The organism is Arcanobacterium pinnipediorum, assembly GCF_023973165.1.
In the GTDB taxonomy this organism is placed as follows: Bacteria; Actinomycetota; Actinomycetes; order Actinomycetales; family Actinomycetaceae; genus Arcanobacterium; species Arcanobacterium pinnipediorum.
In genome coordinates, this window is the sequence record NZ_CP099547.1 from 453,780 (window position 1) to 474,350 (window position 20,571).

The following is a 20,571-nucleotide window of genomic DNA, read 5'->3' on the forward strand; positions in this document are numbered from 1 at the left end:
TTTAATATTCGTGGCGCGCGCGTAGATCAAGTGCTTTACCTACGCGCGCCTCACGGGCCTGTGCCCACGGAACCGAAATATCGCGCATAAGTTCAGCGACATCGCTAGCTCCGCCGCGCTCCATCGAATCGGCAAGCCGGGTCAGGTCCGCGGAAGAAAGATTCTGATGCAGTTTCGCCTTGCCGATCACCTCAGAAATCGCCACTTCAACACCAACGATCGCCGCATAGGCTCGCTTGATCCGGTGTTCTTCGGTGTCATTCATCGTCCATATCGGTTCATGTGCAGCAACAAGATTCTCCCAGTGTTCCTGCTTCCATTCGTCGTCGTCAAATGTGGAAAAATCTCCGCGAATATGTACGGTGACGTAGTCCCAGCTTGGCGCATTAGGCATAACCGAGCCGGGTTTTTCCGGCGGCAGGTAGTGTCCAGGTACGTGCGCCTGAGCTCCGGTAACGACGAAAAGCGCCTCACCGTCGTCGTGAACTTGCGGATTGACTCGGTTTAGGTGAGCTTGAAGGATCTGTTTCCCATTTTTCTCGACGACGACGAAGGGCACACGCGTTGCGTTAATGCCGTTGGCTCCCACTGTTATCAGTTCACCTACTCCGATATCTTGTGCTTGTGCTAAAGCTTGGGCTGACTCAACCATATGTTGATGTGCAACGTACATGAATATCCTTACAGTGTTGGGTGAAAAGAAATATGGGGCAGTAGCTGGTTAATATCCGCATTAGATATTGCCGATGCTGGGTTCGTATAGCTACAGATCTGGTAGGTTATCTGCGAGATAGAGGTCAACTGCGTCGAGCAGTGCGACATCCACTCGCGAGGAATATGTGGTGCGAAGGTATCAGCATCTGGTACCTCAAGGTCGATTTTCGTGACGACTATCAGATCGCAATGTTCAAGAAAAGCCTGGTAAATCTGTGCTCCGCCAATAATCCAACAAAAATCACTACCCTGGTTGTCCGCGATATCAAGAGCCTGATCTATACTGTTCGCGCGGTGGGCTCCAGGAGTGCGGTAATCTTTAGTTCGAGTCAGAACGATATTTGTGCGCTGGGGCAACGGACGCATCCGCTCAGGCAACGACTCCCACGTCGAACGCCCCATAATAACCGGGTGGCCGGTGGTTATTTGACGAAATAGCCGTAAATCTTCTGGAAGATGCCATGGAATCGTGCCGTCTTTGCCCAGGGCGCGCCCGTGGCCTTGGGCCCATATCGCCCCGATTCGCATGGTGTTTTCTGATCTCATACTGCTACCGGAGCCACAATTGCAGGATGATGCTGGTAGCCGTTGGCAGCTGAAATATCATCCATTGTGTAGGAGAAAATATCGCGAGCCTTGCGTAATTCTAACGTGGGGAAGGGGTAGGGTTGGCGAGAGATCTGTTCTCGAACCTGTTGTAGGTGATTGAGATAGATGTGGCAGTCTCCACCAGTCCAAATAAAATCGCCTACCTCTAAATCAACTTGTTGCGCCACCATGTGAGTTAGTAGCGCGTATGAGGCGATATTGAACGGTACACCAAGGAATAGATCTGCAGAACGTTGATAGAGTTGGCACGATAATTTGCCATCTGCCACATAGAACTGGAAGAACGCATGGCACGGTTGGAGTGCCATCTGATCGAGATCGGCGACGTTCCAGGCGCTAACAATCATCCGCCGCGAATCTGGAGTGGTGCGCAACTGCTCAATAACGCGGGCAATCTGGTCGATATGTTCTCCAGATGGAGTGGGCCACGAACGCCACTGGTAGCCATAAACCGGGCCAAGTTCGCCGGATTCATCAGCCCATTCATCCCAAATAGTAATGCCGTGTTCTTTGAGCCAAGCAATATTCGTTTCGCCGTTGAGGAACCACAGCAATTCGCCCTTGATGGATTTCATCGCCACAAATTTTGTGGTGATTCGAGGAAAACCTCGACTGAGATCGAAGCGCATTTGCCTGCCAAATACGGACAATGTTCCAGTGCCAGTGCGGTCAGTTTTCTTATCCCCATGAGCTAAAACATCAGCCAACAAGTCTTCATACTGGCGATTAATCATGCCTGCTCACTCCGTTTTCTTTCCAGTATTTCGTTTACTAATTCAGTATCTTTATCAAGGATATGCGGAATCTTATTCTCAATACTGCGTTCAATCATGGCGCCAGCAATGGGCACTGAGACACTGAGATGGATCTCGAGTTTTCCAGCCGTGCTAGTACCTGAATTGACAAGTAGCATTCGTGCACTGCATTTTACGGGAAGTTTGGTGGAGATGAGATAATCAATTTGAGCACCGGCGTCAGTGACTGTTTCAAGGCTGGTAACGGTCACTGAGGCATTTTTGCCGACGAACATCGCAACCTGTTCAGGAATTTGATTCGGACCGGCACTGATAGTTACCTCAGTGCGCTTCTTACCGTCAACAATATCGTGAGCTAGTTCGTAATCAGGATGTCCTACTTTTTGCAGACGCCCAAAAAGCAGTTCTTCAGAACGTAAAACGTCAAGGACTTCCATGAGGGTTGCGCCATAGTGCAGATCGTGTGTGATGTTCATACTTCTATTGAACACCATTTCCCTCTATTGTTGAACTGTGCCTACACTAACAAATATTTTGCAACAACGAACCGCCCTAGCTTTTGACCAGCGCGAATGGCTACATATGCTCACCGGAGACTGGCAAGTCCTTGCCGATATTCTCTTCGCCGATCTCTTACTGGTGACCGCTACAGTTGATGGGCCAGTCATTGCTGCCCAAGCTCGCCCAGCAACGGCAACCACCTTGTTCGAAGTAGATTCAGTAGGTGATGTTATTGAACGGACTTATCGCCCCGGCATCGACGCGGCGTTAGCTAGTGGCGAAGTTATCACGTGGGGCGACGACGAAGTTGAAACGACGTTTATCCCGGTGCGGTATCGGGGACGAAATATCGCCGTCGTCGTTGCAGTCAGTGCTCTGTTCCCTGATCGTGTGTTGTCCCATGCGCAACAAAACCATGATGCGATTGCGCAAGCGCTTGCGGAAATGATCACCACTGGAGAATTTCCCTACAGCGAGGCGCCATCGGGGTATCGTCACGGAACGCCACGTGTATCTGACGGCGTTATTCATCTCAACGAAGAAGGTGTTGTGATCTATGCGTCGCCAAACGCTATTTCGCACTTCCGACGAATCGGAATCGATGAGCCGCTCCATGATCGGGTCTTAGCTGAACTTTTGACGGATAAGATTGATGATTACTCTTCAGTAGATGAGTCGTTGCCGGTTGTGCTTATGGGGCGGGCTGCGTGGATGGCTGAAGTTGAGTCCCATTCAGTTACGGTCTCGATGCGAGCGCTACCGTTGCGTAACGGCGGGAAGCGACTCGGGGCTATGTTGTTATGCCGAGACGTTTCTGAACTTCGTCGTCAGGAAAAAGAACTGATTACGAAAGACGCAACGATTCGCGAAATTCACCATCGAGTCAAAAATAATTTACAAACCGTCTCGGCGCTACTGCGGCTCCAATCGCGGCGCGCATCAACTGAAGAAACACGAACCGCTTTAGCTACGGCACAACGGCGCGTGGCTACTATTGCCTTAGTTCACGAGCAACTTTCTCAAACGATTAACGAAGTTGTCGATTTTGATGAGCTGTTTACTCCGGTGCTTAAAATGGCGGTCGATATTGCAGTCAGTGATGTTGCGGTCAAGTCTTCATTTACTGGTTCCTTCGGTCTTATCCGCGCCGAAGAAGCAGCCGCGCTATCTGTTGTACTCAATGAAATTATTTCGAATGCCGTCGAACATGGGTTAGTAAACGGTGGTCAGGTATGGGTCGATGCTTTACGAGATGGGAATGAATTGACCGTCACTGTCAGTGATGATGGCGTAGGCTTAGGAGATTCTGTTCCCGGTTCCGGGCTGGGTACGCAGATCGTTAAAACTATGGTCTCTTCTGAGCTAAATGGCCGGATCGCCTGGGAGCCAGGAGAAACCGGTGGAACCGTAGTTACTATTATGATGTTGCTGAAATAAGGTAAGCGCTAGGAGAGGCGTTGAGCGCGAAGACCACGACGTTTGAGGCTGCGACGTTCATCTTCGGATAGCCCACCCCATACACCAGCATCTTGATTTGTTGATATCGCCCACTGTAGGCATGTTTCGGCTACATCGCACGAGCGGCAAATACCTTTTGCGCGTTCAGTTTGTGCCATAGCTGCAGCTGAGCTACCCACGGGGAAAAATAGTTCCGGATCGTGTTCTAAGCATGCAGCGTTATGTCGCCAATCCATTGAGCTTTTTCAACTCTCCTTTACTGCCTTTGTTCGTGAGATGGATACCTGCTACCAGTTATATGGATACCTTGGCAGTTTTTGTCTCGATAATAAAGACCAGACGCTGTGACGTTTGTCTGGTTAGGGATAGCTCACATCTTATCTAGCTAAAACTACCGGCTCTTGATGGCGGCGCAGTGACGTGACATAGGCTATTATCGCGCTAGCTAGTCCAATAACAACGATCAACAGCCCAATGTGCCCTAGCGGAATGTGTAGCGAGGAAGCATATTGACTTCGATGAAGATTCGTCCACAAGATTGGCATGATAGCCAGGCCGAGCGCTACTCCGATCACAGAATCGATCACAACGTATCCCACGCCTTCCACGATACGGTTTGAACGTAGCGAAGATTGTGAAATACCGAGGCTCGTTAGCAAGAATATATCGCGCTGACGTGATTTTGGCGGATGAGAGATTTTGCCAAGAACCACAAGCACTGCTGTTCCGATGCCTACTAGGCAAAAGGCGATAAGGATAGGGGTAGTCCATTCTGGCAGCTCCTCGTGAGCCAGTATCTGCCCTGTTGTACCAGAGTAGACCCGGAATTGGGTATCGGGGTATTCCCCTAGCAGTGAGGAACGAAAACTCACGAAATACGAGGCGAGATCCTGGTCAGTATCAGGCTTTTTTCGGAGCCACAATTCATAGCCTGCATTGGAGGCTTGGATATCGCGGAAATTCTCTAACTCCATCATCGCCCACGGGCTCGTAGCTTGTTTGACGACGAAGGGGAGACGCCGGTTGTCATTGCCGGGAACATAGACGACGTCATCGTCGCCTATGTTGAGTTGCGCCATGAGAGCTTGCGGTAGGTAGATCATTGCGCGTTTGCCAACTTCTGGCACGTCGTCGTCACCAAAATAGTTTAGTGCCTCGTGGCGATCGACTGCATGTAGATCAATCATGACTGGGGAGATGCCTTGGCCACGAGATAGCGATGCGCTCGCGGTGTGGACATCGAGCGCAGCCGCAATGCCAGGGTAGGCGATTGCCGATTCAAAAAGGTCTGTGCGGGTTTCGACGTCGTTATCGGGCCCGGTAACTAAATTGATGTCGTAGGGGCTGGTGTGCTCAGCGATGTGTGCAGTTAGTGTGACATGTGATGAATGCGTTGTTAAAACAACGATTATGCTAGCTACCGCCACGATGAGAAGCCGCGAATGCGAATGTGACTGCCGGGCAATGTCTAAGTATCGATCGCGGCGTTGGCCGGTGGTGAATGCAAGTGGAATATTGAGCCAGGCTAAAACGGAGTCGAACCAATGAGTTGCCAGAAGATGAAAGAAAAACGCTACCGTTACACAACCGGCTATGGCCACAAGTGCTAGGAAGGTTGCTGGCCCAGACCAGCTAAGCCAGCGAGTAGAACCGTAGGCCATGAAACTTAGAAGAATCAAGACGGTTGTTGCCAAGACTACCTGCAGTATCCATCGAGGAATGACAGCGAAACTGTTTTCCGATAACCCTGATACTGGTTTTGTGCGTTCGGAGAAGAACGATGCCAGGTTCCACGCAGTGGGTGTGACAGCAATAGATATTATGGCAACTACAAGCACACCCGTTATGAGGGTTGTTTCTAGCAGATGAGGAATTGCAGGTAGGAGGAAATGCGATCCTGGAAGATCTAGCACCGTTCCTAAAAGAATCTTTGCACTCATGTAGCCCAACAGTATCCCTACGCCAAGTGGAATAAGTGCTGCAATTAAGATTTGGGCAAGAGCTATGAAGAAGACCTGAGGCATCGAGACGCCTAAGGACAGCAACAAAAAGTAGTCTTTTTTGCGCGATGCCGATATTTTTTGCGCCGAGTAATACCAGCAAACTCCGGTGATTAACAGGGGGATGACCAGTATGCCAATGCCGGTGAGAGTTAGCTGTGAAACGAATTGTTGGCTCTCATGGAGTTCTCGGGTATATGACTCGTTGTAAGTGATCACCACCGTGCCTGGAATACCCAAAACCGCTTCTTTGAGATCGGCTAGCGAGACTCCTGGTTGCCCCACAACCAATACTCCAGATTCACCAACGAGATGCTCATCTGGAACATCTTGGCGCAACGAACGCATATCCATCCCCGATAGCGCACTAAATGTGGCATCAGGTTCCGGATTGATAGGACTGTGGGCGTAGATACCTCCAACCGTGACACGGCGCGCGAATCCATGTTGATTAACTGACGGAATAGAAAGCAAAACCTCATCGCCAACCGCGAGCTGGAGTTGGTGTGCAAGTGAGACCGGTAGCGCGATCTCATCGGCATTATTGGGATAGTGACCGCGATAAAAATCTTCAACACGCAACGATTTTGGTGGCACTGACCGGATATTAAGCTGAGCCGAAGCAGAGTCAGTTATCACCAAACCCTGCAACGCAGTAGGTGAATAGGTTGTTTGGATAACGCTGAGATTATCTAGTTCAGATAGGAAACTTGGCTCTGGAAGTGAAACATTGTAGGCGGTGATATCTGCTGGCGGCACCGATGATTTTGCTGAGAATTCAACTGAGTGGTGCAGATAAGTTAGCGTGAGCATACCTAAATACACAACGAATGAACACACCAGCGTGATCAGCATCGGTGTAAGGTGTTTGCGCCAAAACGTAAGCGTATGTTCAGTAACAAAACTAAGCATTATCGTGCCGAATAGGTGATATTTTCTTGAGCAAAAGCCAAGGACGGTAGTGAAGGATTAACAACGCTCCCGGTGGGAGCACCATCTAAAAACACGTGCACTTCATCTGCGTAGGTAGCAACAAAATTGCTGTGCGTAGACAAAATAATCGACATCCCATACTCACGAGAACACCGCCGCAAACTGTCTAAAACATTTTCCGAAGGCTTATGTTGTAAAAACTGAGTTGGTTCACACGCAAGGACTAACTTGGCTTTTTTCAACACAGCACGCGCTATTGCGAGGCGTTGATTGATATCGGTAGTCTCTGGTGAAGGTTTCATACCCAGGTAGGGGGCAAGGCCAAAGGATTCAACGACGTCGCGATAAAGCTCCCGATCAACTGGGCGACGCGAAAATTTATGGGCAAGGAGAAGATTATCGTCAAACGTCAAACTGCGGATAACATTGTGCTCGTTGAAGACGAAGGCGACGGACTCCGAAAGTAGGCGAGTACGGTTTTGTGGAGCAAGTGCCGTGAGCTCGACGCCACACGTGAACACTTGGCCAGAATCAACGCTGGCCAATCCTCCAAGAACCTCCATCAGTAACGATTTAGAAGACCCATTCGGGCCGAGGATGGCACTGAATTTTCCCTCGGGGAAAGACATTGAGACATTGGTGAGCTCTCGATCCGCATTGCGCGCCGATCGCTGAACTGAAACATCGATGAGCCGAGCAACCGTCATAGGTCATTGTGTCCTGGAGTAACTATGCCCGCTTCGTAGGACATCACAACAGCTTGTACTCGATCGCGAATGCCCAGTTTAGCGAAAATACGCGTGATATGGGTTTTGACTGTCGCTTCAGCAACGAAAAGATGCGCCGCGATTTCAGCATTCGTCAACCCTCGGGCAATCAGATGAAACACCTCGCGCTCGCGTTCTGTTAAGCTATCGAGAATTTCAGGATTGGTGGTGGGAACTCGCAAAGATTCCGAAGCTAACTTATCTACTAGGCGGCGAGTAGTAGAAGGCGCAAGGACTGCGTCTCCGCGGTAGATAGTGCGGATAGCTTCAATGGTGGTTTCAGTAGGTGCATCTTTGAGCAAAAACCCTGAAGCTCCTGCACGTATAGCTTCAATCATGTAGTCATCCTCATCGAAGGTTGTGAGAATAATGATCTTGGGATCAACCCCGGTAGGCAGTGGTGCTTTGGTAATGGCTTGGGTTGTGGCTAGTCCATCGAGTTTAGGCATCCGCACGTCCATCAAAATCACATCCACTGGAACAAGTTGGAGGCGGTTTAAGGCTTGTTGGCCATCACTAGCTGAGAGAACAACCTCCATATCATCTAATGAATCGATGACCATTTCGAGTCCCGACCGCATCAAATCCATATCGTCGACCAAACCGACCCGGATTTTGCTATCAGTCATTACAAGCGCTCCTCTCGGGATTCTTTGTCATAGGGTATGGTTGCGTGGACTAAGAATCCACCCCCTGGCCGTGGACCTGCCTCGAGGGTGCCACCAAATAATTCTGCCCGCTCAGTCATGCCAATAATTCCATGCCCTCTACCGTCGTTGGGAACCGAAGCTCCGCGACCATTGTCTATAACTGAAAGAGTCACGCGATCTTCGTGCCATTGGAGTTTGACGACGATCGAAATCTTCGGGCCGCCATGTTTCATTGAGTTGGTGATCGATTCTTGGCATATTCGGTACAACATATTTCCAATACCAGCTGGCAGTGAGGCAACGGCTCCCATCTGAATGAAACTAATATCGTATCCAGATTCTTTCACTTGCGTTATGAGCGTAGTGATATCGTGGGATACCGGCTGGGGCCTGAGCGCCGCACCGTTATCGTTAGGTTCGCGTAAAACGCCAACTATCGACCGAATATCAGCCAAAGCTGCTCGACTCATGTCTGCGATTGTATCAAGGGCATGGACAGCCTTTTGTGGGTCTTTGCGCCCAGCATACCGCCCACCGTCTGCTTGGGATATAACGACTCCGAGCGTATGGGCGACGATGTCATGGAGATCGCGAGCGATTCGAGTGCGTTCTCGAACCAATGCGCCGTGTTGCTGTTCTTGTGTTTCTTGTTGGATGAGTTGTTGGGCGGTGAGGAGTTTTTCAGAGTCAGTGATACGACGACGGCGGGCAAAACCCGCGAACGCGATTGTTCCTAGCAGACCAAGGGTGGTGGCAAATAAGAGCGCCTGGGAACTGGTGTGTATTGGTAGATGCCAGATCCACGTCAAAGTTACTGTGTAGAGTGCTACTAGATCGACTGCGATAGCAAGAACGATGTGAGCTCGAATGCTAGCGGAATAAATCATCACCAAAAGCACAACATCAGGAATCATGAGGATGTTGGGAAGGAAGAGAGCTCGCATAAAAAGCACGGTGAGGAAGATTGCGATAGCAGTGTTTGGCCAGCGCCGATGTGTAAGTAGCACAACGCTTCCAGCCACACTCCACATCCAGATCATGGCGATCTGGGTGGGTGAGAGGATGAAAAATTTCGTCAAGAGGGGCTGGGCACCAGAAAAACCCACGAGACAGGCAAGTATCACCTCAAGGCTAACTGGGAAACGCTCCGCCAATTTTTCATTCATGTCTTTTAGAATACGTGTTTTTCGGTACGATAAGCGATGTGAGTACACAAAATTTAGATCAGGCGCGCTCGCGCTGGGAAGAACTTGCTCCGCGCTTGCTTCACGCACAAAGTGTTTATTATTCGACCGGTGATCAAGTAATGGTTGATGCCACCTACGATGGCCTTATGCGCGAGCTACGCGAGCTCGAAGAGAAATTTCCACAACTGTGGACCCCAGATTCACCGACGACGAAAGTCGGTGCTAAACCCGTCCACAACACTCTTGCGCCTATCACTCATATCCAGCGGATGTATTCGCTCCAAGACGTGTTTTCTCGGCAAGAACTAGCTCAATGGTTTGCTGGAATTTCTGGCGAATTACCTTCCGATACGTCTTTGACTACGGAGGTTAAAATCGACGGGCTAGCGCTCAACCTCACCTATCGAGATGGCTATCTCGAAAGCGCTGCCACTCGCGGAGATGGAATCGCTGGCGAGGACGTCACGCGCAACGTCCGCTCAATTTCTTCTATTCCACACCAGTTGCGCGGCTCTCATATCCCGCAACTTCTCGAAGTTCGCGGAGAAGTGTTCTTCCCCGTCCAAGCATTTCACGCCTACAACGCCAGCGTCGCCCAACGCAATGCGCTCATCGATGAACGCAACGCTCGGATCAGCGAAACCAACAAAGAAATAGCGATGCGAAACCGTGAGATTAAACTGGCTAACCTTTCTCGCCCGCGCGCTGACTGGGAAGAAGAGATTGCGCTCAAGCGGCGCGAAAGCCACCTCAAAACTTTTGTCAATCCACGCAATGCCGCATCAGGAACGATGCGGCAAGAAGATTCGGCCTCGCTAGCTTTACGTTCCTTAGATTTCATCGCCCACGGCATTGGTGCAATTAAAGGAATCGATGCCGAACTAGAAGAACAATTAGCTCACCAAGCAGGAGTTTATCGAGCATTCGCCCAGTGGGGATTACCGGTTTCAGATGTGACCCAAACGCATTCCTCCTTGGCTCAGATCAACGAATTCCTAGATAAATATCAGCACGCCCGCGATAGCCTGCCATTCGAATTTGACGGAGTTGTCATAAAAATTGATGATCGAGGTGTCCAAGAGCGCCTCGGCTATACTACCCGTGTGCCACGGTGGGCGGTGGCCTATAAATTCCCTCCAACCGAGGTTCAAACACGACTCCTCGACATCCGAGTCCAAGTTGGTCGAACAGGACGCGTAACCCCGTACGCCGTGATGGAACCAGTTTTCGTTGACGGATCAACAGTTTCTCAAGCAACGCTGCACAACCCATCCGAAGTTATTCGCAAAGGCGTAAAAATCGGCGACGTCGTCGTCGTGCGTAAAGCTGGCGATATTATTCCCGAAGTTCTTGGCCCCATCGTCTCTGAACGCAACGGCACTGAAACTGAGTTTGTGATGCCCAAACACTGCCCAGAGTGTGGCGCACCGATCAAAGCCCTTAGCGAAGGCGATATTGATTTGCGTTGCACAAATCAACGCTCCTGCCCAGCTCAATTGACGCAACGCGTGGCGCATATCGGTTCGCGTGGGGCATTAGATATTGAAGGCCTGGGCGAAGAAGCAGCACGGTGGCTGTGCCATCCAGATCAGAACCGAGCAGACGCACTTACTGCGTTAGCCACTGGCCATACCTTGACTTGGGAGGGCGAAGGCGGAAAGAGCTGTTCAGCTAGTTTAGGATTTGAAGAACGGCGCGCACGCGGAATCGTTGATGAGCACGGTGCGATTATTGATCATGAGAACATTATTGCGCCTAGTGTCCAAGAAGAACTTGGCCTGCCGCCGGCACAAATTCCAGTTTTGAGCACCGAGGCGAAGTTATTCCAGCTCAGCGCTACGGATTTACGAGACGTGTGGATCTGGCAGGCAGAAAAAGTAGCCGGAGAAGTAACCGGAAATTGGAAATATGTTCGTGCTGCGTGGACTAAACCGCAGTGGTCTGGCAAAGGCGAAGAACGAACAATATCTAAGCCATCTGTTGCCTCAAAAACCCTAACAACTATGCTCAACGAGATTGACAAAGCCAAAGGTAAAGACCTGTGGCGAAAACTCGTCGCACTCAATATCCGTCACGTTGGTCCGGTTGCCTCCCAGGCGTTGGCACAGACATACTCCTCCTTGGATCAGATGCGCCAAGCTGATCTCGAAGAATTGTCAGCTATCGACGGTGTTGGCCACATCATTGCGTCCTCCTTCCTGGATTGGTTTAGCCAAGATTGGCACCAAGAGATCATCAACCAGTGGAGCGCCGACGGTGTGGACTTTACCCGAAGGGACCTACCGCGCAATACGCAACAGACCTTGAGTGGTTTAACTATTGTTGCAACTGGAACGCTACGCAACTTCACCAGAGATGGAATCAAAGAAGCGATTGTGGCCGCAGGTGGCAAAGCCACCAGTTCGGTATCGAAGAAGACCGACGTCGTCGTGGCTGGAGAAAACGCAGGATCGAAAGCAACTAAGGCTAGTGAGTTGGCGATCCCGATACTTACCGAAGAACAGTTTGAAGAACTCTTGCGCACGGGGGTTATGCCCGAAACGCAGGAAGAATAGGTCTTGCCGGGAACCCCAGAAGAAAGGTTAGCTAGACAAACAGTGTTGCTCGGCCAGCGCGCTAAACAAACGGCGCTAACGGTTTCATCAAACGTTCGGCAAGCCGAGCAAGGCGACTGCGTTTTTGCCACGACTCTAAAGTTAGTTCCACACAATTAGTCACATCGAGCTCGAAGATTTCTTCCATCACGGTGGCTAAACCGGCATCAAAAATTTCGGCATTGACTTCATAGTTCCCCGCCATAGATAGTCGATCTAGGTTCGCGGTGCCAACCGTGGTCCAAATGCCGTCAACAGTCATAGTTTTCGCGTGCACCATCGCGTCTTTGTAGAGGAAAATCCGGCAACCTGCAGCAAGTAATTCCGCATAATGTGGTCTCCCTACCCAGTCGGCAATAATGTGGTTAGAAAATTGTGGAATAAGTATCTGGACATCAACACCCCGCCGAGCTGCGCTGGTTAAAGAATTACGAATAGCGTAGTCCGGAATAAAATACCCCATCGTAATCCAAATGTTCTTCGATGCCCGGTTAATCGCATCTAAATAATTGGCGCGAATAGGATAGGAACGATAAGCGGGCACGTTTTGTGACACTGTGAAGGTCGAAACCCACGAGCGAACGACGTCGTCTGGCAAGTGTGGATGATGAGTAGAACGGTATTGATTCCACATATCGATGAACGCATTTTCTAATTCCCACGCCCGCGCTCCAGTGACGCGGATGTGGGTATCTCGCCAATGATCAGCGTAAAGCCGGCCGATGTTATATCCACCAACAAACCCAACCTTGCCATCAACTATGAGAATCTTGCGATGATCAAAACCTGAATCCTTTGATCGGGCAGTGAAAATCCAGGGGCGCAGTAATGGGAAATGAACGACGTGCAAAGAAGGCAACGGCGGGAATTGACGCGAGCGCGGATCTTGGTTTAAATTCCCCAGCGTATCGAGGATGATAAACACTTCAACACCCCGGCGCGCAGCATTTATCAAAGCGTGACGGAACCGGTAGCCAACGTCATCGGCTTTAAATATATACGATTCAAAATAGATTCGATTCGTGGCAGAATTTATGGCGGCGATCATGTCATCATAAAGATGGTTACCAAATGTGTAAACTGTCACTTCTGAATCGGAAACTTGGGTGCTCAGAGGTGGATGATGTGGAAACTCACCACGTTGCGGATTACGCCGCTTTCGCTTTTCGTCAACCGCAATAACCGCTGCTATAGCAGCGATTTGTGCGCTCAATCCAGTCAGTAGCGCGTACTTGACCACACGTTTAGGTGACAAAGTTCGAGATTTCTTCGACGACAACATACATTCAGTTTACGATACGTTTCGCCTCAACCGGGTAGGGAACGATACCATAAGAGTATGTCGACATTTTCAAAACAAGAGGTTGCCCGTTTGGCAGACCTCGCACGTATCTCGCTATCAGAGGACGAATTGGCACAATTCGCAGCTGAACTCGAAGTTATCAACGAATCAGTTTCTCGGCTAAAGGAAGTTGTAGAAGCTGATATTCCACCAACATCTCACCCGATCCCACTCACTAATGTGTGGCGTGAAGATGAGATTGTTCCCGGACTCGATCGTGATGAAGTTCTAGCAATGGCACCGCAATCTGACGATGGTAAATTCGGTGTTCCAGCAATTTTGGGCGAGGAGTAAATATGACTGAACAATTACACATGAAAACCGCGTGGGAACTTGCCCAAAAGCTCCAAGCTGGTGAGATTACTTCGCTGGCTCTCACCGAGCTCTTCTTGGAGCGAATCGCACGGCTTAACCCGAAGATGAATGTCTTCCTCGCCGTCGACGAGCACGGAGCACGTGAAGAAGCCCGCGCGGTAGACGCTGATCGGTTAGCCGGCAAAGAACTACCATTTTTCGCAGGTGTGCCGGTAGCGCTAAAAGACAACATGTGCCAGCGCGGTATCCCGACCACTGCTGCATCAAAGATGCTCCAAGGATGGCTACCGCCCTATGATGCAACCGTTGTCCGATTGCTTAAAGAAGCACGATTGCCAATTCTAGGTCACACCAACATGGATGAATTCGCTATGGGATCATCCACTGAACATTCGGCGTTTGGCCCAACCCAAAACCCGTGGGGCAGGGATCTGATTCCTGGTGGTTCGGGCGGTGGATCTGCAGCGGCAGTTGCCGGCTATCTTGCGCCGTGGGCTTTAGGAACCGATACTGGTGGCTCGATCCGCCAACCAGGTGCCATGACCGGAACTGTTGGCACTAAGCCAACTTATGGCGCAGTATCACGATACGGCATTATTGCGTTAGCGTCCTCACTTGACCAAGTCGGACCAGTTGCCCGTGACGTGCGCGATGCTGCAGCGCTCCAAGAAATTATCAGCAAGCACGATCCGCTTGACTCAACCTCGCTGACCAACGATTTTTCTGATCTCGTAGCGGCAGTTAATGAAGGAAAACAGCTCACCGATCTTAGTGGCGTAACCTTCGGTATCGTCAAAGAGCTCGATGGGGAAGGCTTTAGCCAAGGTGTCCTTGACACCTACCATGGCGTCATCGAAAAGCTGAAGAACGCCGGTGCAAACTTCGTTGAAGTTTCTTGCCCGTCCTTTGATTATGCGATGTCAGCCTACTATCTGATTATGCCCGCTGAGATGTCCTCGAACCTAGCTCGCTACGACGGCGTACGGTTTGGTAACCGTGTGCTTCCACAAGAAGGGCCAGTAACTGCAGAAACAATGATGGCAGCCACTCGGGAAGCCGGTTTTGGTCCAGAAGTTAAGCGCCGGTTGATTCTAGGAACCTACGCGCTGTCTGCTGGAACCTACGATGCCTACTACGGTTCAGCCCAGCGTGTTCGGACCTTGGTCCAACGAGATATGCAAGCAGCATATGAAAAGGTAGACGTCTTACTGACCCCAGCAACGCCATCTGTTGCGTTCAAGTTCGGCGAAAAGCTTGATGATCCGATGGCGATGTACAAAAATGACATGACGACGATCCCAGCGAATTTGGCTGGAACGCCAGCAATGACTATTCCGGTTGGTCTTTCTCAGGGGTTGCCGGTGGGAATCCAGATCATGGCACCAACTTTCCAAGACGCACGGATGTACAAGGTAGCGGCAATGGTAGAAAACGTAGCTGATCGAGCTGCATCACATCCCGATATGGATATGTGGGAGGACTAAGAACATGACTGACCTGATGGATTACACCGATGTCGTTGACAACTTCGACCCCGTCTTGGGTATCGAAGTCCACGTCGAATTATCGACCAAGACGAAAATGTTTGATGGTGCCCCCAACGCCTTCGGTGGGGAACCCAATACCTTCATCACCCCAGTATCACTCGGATTGCCTGGTTCCTTGCCGGTAGTGAATAAGAAAGCTATCGAATATGCGATTAAACTCGGTTTGGCGCTCAATTGTCAGATCGCTCAATCGTGTAGGTTTGCGCGCAAGAACTACTTTTATCCGGACTTGGCAAAGAACTTCCAGACGTCCCAATCCGATGAACCATTGGCATACGATGGTTACCTCGACGTCGAACTAGACGACGGCGAAGTCTTCCGGGTAAACATCGAGCGTGCCCATGTTGAAGAAGACGCCGGTAAGAATACCCATATCGGCGGCGAGGGGCGAATCCACGGCGCAGATCACTCACTGGTTGATTACAACCGAGCAGGGGTTCCCCTGGTGGAAATCGTTACTCGGCCCATTGAAGGGTGTGGCGATAGAGCTCCAGAAGTCGCTGCCAAATATGTGCAAACTATCCGCGATATCGCACGTGCGATCGGTGTTTCTGAGGCGCGTATGGAGCGCGGAAATGTGCGCGCAGATATTAACGTCTCCTTGCGTAAGACTCCACAATCTCCACTTGGTACTCGTACTGAAACAAAGAATGTTAATTCTTTCCGGTCAATTTCGGCTGCCGTGGAGTTTGAGATGCGTCGCCAGGCGGCAATCTTAGCTTCCGGTGGTAGTGTTCTTCAAGAAACTCGCCACTTCCAAGAACTAGACGGTACAACTTTGCCCGGACGGCCAAAGTCTGATGCCGATGATTACCGGTATTTCCCTGAACCTGATCTCGTCCCGTTGGCCCCATCGCGCGAGTGGGTCGAAGAACTACGTGCCACCTTGCCAGAGTTGCCGGCACAAAAGCGTCGCCGTTTGCTCGACGAATGGGGAGTTTCGGCGAAAGAAATGCGTGATATCGTCAACGCCGGCGCCTTGGTATTGATTGAAGAATCAGTTAAAGCCGGTGCCACATCAGCTGGCGCGCGTAAATGGTGGATGGGTGAGCTGGCTCGGTATGCAAAAGACAATGAGCTTGAGCTTGCCTCGGTTCCAGTTACTGCCGAGCAAGTTGCTGAACTTGATGGACTCGTTGAATCTGGAAAACTTACCGACAAACTGGCCCGGCAGGCACTTGCTGGCGTCCTTGCCGGCGAAGGTTCGCCCACCGACGTCGTAGCTGCACGTGGTTTGGAAGTAGTTAACGACGACGGAGCACTCAACGCTGCTGTTGATGAAGCCCTGGCTGCTAATCCCGACGTCGTCGATAAGATTCGCAACGGAAAAGTACAAGCTGCCGGAGCTATCGTGGGAGCCGTTATGAAAGCTACCCAAGGCAAAGCAGATGCTAATCGCGTCCGCGAACTAATTATGGAGCGAGTTCAGCTCTGAAAATAAAAAGCGCAGGGAAGAGGAATAATTTGTCTTCCCTGCGCTTTAATTATGGTGGCGATAGAAGGAGATTTAATGTCTAAAACACTGCCTAGCTACAACGTGACGTTACGTATAGAGCTACCATTTGAACCCCGTGCAACTGCGACTTTAGTTAAAGAGTTTGCTGACTTTGGTGCAATTGTCACCGGCGTTGACATGGTTGAATCAGATGAATCAAATTTAGTTACAGATATTACCGCCAAGGTTGATGATATTGAACATGCCGAACAGATTGCGGCAAAGCTTGAATCACTTGAAGGCGTACATGTCCATGGCATCCACGATTCGACCGTGCAGGCGCATCTAGGTGGCAAGATTGAAATTGCGCTCAAACGTCCGTTAAATACGCGACAAGATTTGGCACGTATTTACACCCCAGGGGTGGCGCGTATCTCGCAGTTGATTGCTAAAGATCCAGAACAAGCCCGCAAACTTACGGTGAAACGAAATACTGTTGCTGTGGTATCTGATGGTACAGCTGTGCTTGGTTTAGGCGATGTTGGCGCAAAAGCCGCAATGCCAGTTATGGAAGGTAAAGCGGCGTTATTTAAGAAATTCGGCGATGTTGATGCTTGGCCGATTTGCTTAGACACCACGGATACTGAAGAGATCATTAATGTTGTCAAAGCTATTTCACCTGGTTTTGGTGGAATTAATCTTGAAGATATTTCAGCTCCGCGGTGTTTTGAAATTGAACGCCGGTTACGTGCGGAACTAGATATTCCGGTCTTCCACGACGATCAACATGGAACTGCAGTAGTTGTGTTAGCAGCGTTGATTAATGCATTAAAAGTTGTGGATAAGAAAATTGAAGATATTCGAATTGTTGTTTCAGGTGTTGGAGCTGCTGGAAATGCGATTATCCGGTTACTGTTGAAGCAAGGTGCGCGCGATATTATTGGCGTAGGTCGAAATGGTGCTCTGGGTCCGTTCCGTGAAGAGACCGGTGAAGAGCGAAATTGGCTCGCTCAGCATACAAATCCTCGCGGCCAGCAAGGAACTTTAACGGATGTGCTGCGTGAGGCTGATGTGTTTATCGGAGTGTCTGCTGGAAATCTTTTAACCGGTGATGATATTGCTACGATGGCAAAGGATTCTATCGTCTTCGCGCTAGCAAATCCGACTCCAGAAGTTGATCCAATTGAAGCTGGTGAACATGCGGCAATCGTGGCAACTGGTCGATCTGATTACCCAAATCAGATCAATAACGTTTTAGCCTTCCCTGGTATTTTCCGTGGCATGCTTGATGTGAAGGCGACTGAAGTTACTGACCAGATGTTAGTTGTTGCAGCACGAGCTATCGCAGAAACTGTTCTGCCTGAGCAGCTCAACACTAACTTCATCATCCCAGGAGTATTCCATCCAACTGCTGCTAAGGATGTTGCCCGCGCTATCCGGCAAGAGTTCAAGAACCCCACGGTGGCTTAATGCGTTAAATTTGTAGCGCTATATGCTTTTGCCTCTACAGTGATGAGGAATCTAGGGCGGAGCGGAATTTTCCGCTCCGCCCTTTTCACCCCTCAAAAACCTGTGATCCTGAAAAACATGCAACGCATGTTCGCGCGTGTGTAGCTGGGTATGCCAACCAAATGGTAACGCCACGGCGAAATCTGGGTGTGATGGGGGTTACGTTGTTTTGGTTTGACGGTTGTGTGGGTGGGTGGGTATAGTTTTTATTCGTTGCGAATGACTGGTTTGGTTTTCTGGGCTGGTGTTTTTCGCGGTTATCCTTCTTGATGGTTGCCTGTTGTGGGTGGTTGTTGGGTGTGGGTGTGTTGTTTGATATCTCAATAGTGTGTCAGCTTTTTATAATGATTGTTTTGTAAGGGTTTGCGTGCTGGCCTTTGTGGTTGGTGTGTTTGCTCTTATGTTTTTTCAAGGGCGAGCTTTTGTGGTTTGTTTTTGATTTTTTTGGATGAGCTAGTTTTTGGTTTGTCTGTTTTGTTGAGCCTGTTTGGGCTTTTCGGACGTGTATTGATTGGATGCCTCTTTTGTGGGGTGTTTGGTTTTTGTTTGGAGAGTTTGATCCTGGCTCAGGACGAACGCTGGCGGCGTGCTTAACACATGCAAGTCGAACGATGATGCTCCAGCTTGCTGGGGTGGATTAGTGGCGAACGGGTGAGTAATACGTGAGTAACCTGCCCCCTTCTTCGGGATAAGCCTTGGAAACGGGGTCTAATACTGGATATTCTGCACTGGACGCATGTTTGGTGTTGGAAAGGGTTTCTGGTGGGGGATGGGCTCACGGCCTATCAGCTTGTTGGTGGGGTGATGGCCTACCAAGGCTTCGACGGGTAGCCGGCCTGAGAGGGTGACCGGCCACATTGGGACTGAGATACGGCCCAGACTCCTACGGGAGGCAGCAGTGGGGAATATTGCACAATGGACGCAAGTCTGATGCAGCGACGCCGCGTGGGGATGAAGGCTTTCGGGTTGTAAACTCCTTTTAACACTGAACAAGGCGAGAGTTGAGGGTAGGTGTTGAATAAGCGCCGGCTAACTACGTGCCAGCAGCCGCGGTAATACGTAGGGCGCGAGCGTTGTCCGGAATTATTGGGCGTAAAGAGCTCGTAGGCGGTTTGTCGCGTCTGCTGTGAAAGACCGGGGCTTAACTCCGGGGCTGCAGTGGGTACGGGCAGACTAGAGTGCGGTAGGGGTAACTGGAATTCCTGGTGTAGCGGTGGAATGCGCAGATATCAGGAGGAACACCGATGGCGAAGGCAGGTTACTGGGCCGTTACTGACGCTGAGGAGCGAAAGCATGGGGAGCGAACAGGATTAGATACCCTGGTAGTCCATGCCGTAAACGTTGGGCACTAGGTGTGGGGCTTCATTTCCATGGGTCCTGTACCGTAGCTAACGCATTAAGTGCCCCGCCTGGGGAGTACGGCCGCAAGGCTAAAACTCAAAGGAATTGACGGGGGCCCGCACAAGCGGCGGAGCATGCGGATTAATTCGATGCAACGCGAAGAACCTTACAAGGCTTGACATACACTGCGACATGCTAGAGATAGTGTGGCCTTCGGGGGTGGTGTACAGGTGGTGCATGGTTGTCGTCAGCTCGTGTCGTGAGATGTTGGGTTAAGTCCCGCAACGAGCGCAACCCTTGTCTTGTGTTGCCAGCACGTTATGGTGGGGACTCACGAGAGACTGCCGGGGTTAACTCGGAGGAAGGTGGGGATGACGTCAAATCATCATGCCCCTTATGTCTTGGGCTTCACGCATGCTACAATGGCTGGTACAGAGGGTTGCGAGCTTGTGAGAGTGAGCGAATCCCTTAAAGCCAGTCTCAGTTCGGATTGGGGTCTGCAACTCGACCCCATGAAGTCGGAGTCGCTAGTAATCGCAGATCAGCAACGCTGCGGTGAATACGTTCCCGGGCCTTGTACACACCGCCCGTCACGTCACGAAAGTTGGTAACACCCGAAGCCCGTGGCCTAACCTTTTTGGGGGAGCGGTCGAAGGTGGGATTGGCGATTGGGACGAAGTCGTAACAAGGTAGCCGTACCGGAAGGTGCGGCTGGATCACCTCCTTTCTAAGGAGCTGCCTTCACACCTGGTTTTGTTTATTGTGGGTGTGGCTGATGTCCCTGTTTTTTGGGGGTGTTGGTTGTGGTGGTTTTAGTGGAAATGTTGTTATGGATTGCTGGCATGCTGTTGGGGTGTGGGGTAATACTCCGTGCTGCCTGTGTTTCTGGATGCTCTTTTGTGGGGTGTTTGGGG

16 protein-coding genes and 1 rRNA gene are annotated in these 20,571 nt (G+C 50.5%); 7 read left to right on the top strand and 10 right to left on the bottom strand.

Annotated elements, in window-relative coordinates; all coding sequences use genetic code 11:
- Position 1 precedes the first annotated feature (1 nt).
- From NG665_RS01925 to NG665_RS01940, 4 genes are read right to left on the bottom strand one after another with little or no spacing between them, the layout of a single operon-like run.
- Complete coding sequence (locus NG665_RS01925) at positions 2-673, bottom strand: FMN-binding negative transcriptional regulator (RefSeq protein ID WP_252673634.1); 672 nt, start codon at positions 671-673, stop codon at positions 2-4.
- An 8-nt stretch (positions 674-681) separates the two neighbouring features.
- The gene (locus NG665_RS01930) at positions 682-1,260 is read right to left on the bottom strand and encodes a dihydrofolate reductase (RefSeq protein ID WP_252673635.1); all 579 of its coding nucleotides are present in this window, start codon (positions 1,258-1,260) and stop codon (positions 682-684) included.
- Positions 1,257-2,057, bottom strand: a complete 801-nt coding sequence (locus NG665_RS01935; RefSeq protein WP_252673636.1) for a thymidylate synthase — start codon at positions 2,055-2,057, stop codon at positions 1,257-1,259. The genes NG665_RS01930 and NG665_RS01935 overlap by 4 nt, the downstream gene beginning before the upstream one ends.
- On the bottom strand, positions 2,054-2,554 hold the full coding sequence (locus NG665_RS01940) for a DUF2505 domain-containing protein (protein WP_252673637.1): 501 nt from the start codon (positions 2,552-2,554) through the stop codon (positions 2,054-2,056). Before NG665_RS01940 ends, NG665_RS01935 begins: the two co-directional genes overlap by 4 nt.
- 37 nt (positions 2,555-2,591) lie before the next feature.
- On the opposite strand from NG665_RS01940, the gene NG665_RS01945 reads away from it, so the two are divergent.
- Positions 2,592-4,016 carry a sensor histidine kinase gene (locus NG665_RS01945; RefSeq protein ID WP_252673638.1) on the top strand — a complete coding sequence of 475 codons (1,425 nt, stop codon included), beginning with the start codon at positions 2,592-2,594 and terminating at the stop codon, positions 4,014-4,016.
- A gap of 8 nt (positions 4,017-4,024) precedes the next feature.
- Here the strand turns inward: NG665_RS01945 and NG665_RS01950 are convergent, their stop codons facing one another.
- The 5 genes from NG665_RS01950 to NG665_RS01970 form a co-directional block, all read right to left on the bottom strand.
- Complete coding sequence (locus NG665_RS01950; protein ID WP_252673639.1) at positions 4,025-4,273, bottom strand: WhiB family transcriptional regulator; 249 nt, start codon at positions 4,271-4,273, stop codon at positions 4,025-4,027.
- 141 nt (positions 4,274-4,414) lie between these two features.
- Positions 4,415-6,892 carry an ABC transporter permease gene (locus NG665_RS01955; RefSeq protein ID WP_252673640.1) on the bottom strand — a complete coding sequence of 826 codons (2,478 nt, stop codon included), beginning with the start codon at positions 6,890-6,892 and terminating at the stop codon, positions 4,415-4,417.
- Positions 6,893-6,948: 56 nt separating this feature from the next.
- Positions 6,949-7,677: an ABC transporter ATP-binding protein gene (locus tag NG665_RS01960; protein WP_252673641.1), complete on the bottom strand. Its 729-nt coding sequence runs from the start codon at positions 7,675-7,677 to the stop codon at positions 6,949-6,951.
- On the bottom strand, positions 7,674-8,366 hold the full coding sequence (locus NG665_RS01965; RefSeq protein ID WP_252673642.1) for a response regulator: 693 nt from the start codon (positions 8,364-8,366) through the stop codon (positions 7,674-7,676). Before NG665_RS01965 ends, NG665_RS01960 begins: the two co-directional genes overlap by 4 nt.
- Complete coding sequence (locus NG665_RS01970) at positions 8,366-9,553, bottom strand: sensor histidine kinase (RefSeq protein WP_252673643.1); 1,188 nt, start codon at positions 9,551-9,553, stop codon at positions 8,366-8,368. Before NG665_RS01970 ends, NG665_RS01965 begins: the two co-directional genes overlap by 1 nt.
- Before the next feature lie 38 nt (positions 9,554-9,591).
- Here NG665_RS01970 and NG665_RS01975 point away from each other — a divergent pair, with 38 nt between their 5' ends.
- Positions 9,592-12,129 (top strand): NAD-dependent DNA ligase LigA, encoded by a 2,538-nt coding sequence (locus NG665_RS01975; RefSeq protein ID WP_252673644.1) that lies wholly within the window; start codon positions 9,592-9,594, stop codon positions 12,127-12,129.
- Positions 12,130-12,190: 61 nt separating this feature from the next.
- Here the strand turns inward: NG665_RS01975 and NG665_RS01980 are convergent, their stop codons facing one another.
- Positions 12,191-13,450 (bottom strand): phospholipase D-like domain-containing protein, encoded by a 1,260-nt coding sequence (locus tag NG665_RS01980; protein ID WP_252673645.1) that lies wholly within the window; start codon positions 13,448-13,450, stop codon positions 12,191-12,193.
- Between the two features lie 57 nt (positions 13,451-13,507).
- On the opposite strand from NG665_RS01980, the gene gatC reads away from it, so the two are divergent.
- The 5 genes from gatC to NG665_RS02005 all read left to right on the top strand — a co-directional run bounded on the left by gatC (position 13,508) and on the right by NG665_RS02005 (position 20,384).
- Positions 13,508-13,804, top strand: coding sequence for an Asp-tRNA(Asn)/Glu-tRNA(Gln) amidotransferase subunit GatC (gene gatC / locus NG665_RS01985; protein ID WP_252673646.1), 297 nt, complete (start codon positions 13,508-13,510; stop codon positions 13,802-13,804).
- 2 nt (positions 13,805-13,806) lie between these two features.
- The gene (gene gatA, locus NG665_RS01990; protein WP_252673647.1) at positions 13,807-15,309 is read left to right on the top strand and encodes an Asp-tRNA(Asn)/Glu-tRNA(Gln) amidotransferase subunit GatA; all 1,503 of its coding nucleotides are present in this window, start codon (positions 13,807-13,809) and stop codon (positions 15,307-15,309) included.
- Between the two features lie 4 nt (positions 15,310-15,313).
- The gene (gene gatB / locus NG665_RS01995) at positions 15,314-16,807 is read left to right on the top strand and encodes an Asp-tRNA(Asn)/Glu-tRNA(Gln) amidotransferase subunit GatB (RefSeq protein WP_252673648.1); all 1,494 of its coding nucleotides are present in this window, start codon (positions 15,314-15,316) and stop codon (positions 16,805-16,807) included.
- Between the two features lie 75 nt (positions 16,808-16,882).
- Positions 16,883-18,277, top strand: a complete 1,395-nt coding sequence (locus tag NG665_RS02000) for an NAD-dependent malic enzyme (RefSeq protein ID WP_252673649.1) — start codon at positions 16,883-16,885, stop codon at positions 18,275-18,277.
- A 582-nt stretch (positions 18,278-18,859) separates the two neighbouring features.
- Positions 18,860-20,384, top strand: a 16S ribosomal RNA gene (locus NG665_RS02005).
- The last annotated feature ends 187 nt before the right edge of the window (positions 20,385-20,571 follow it).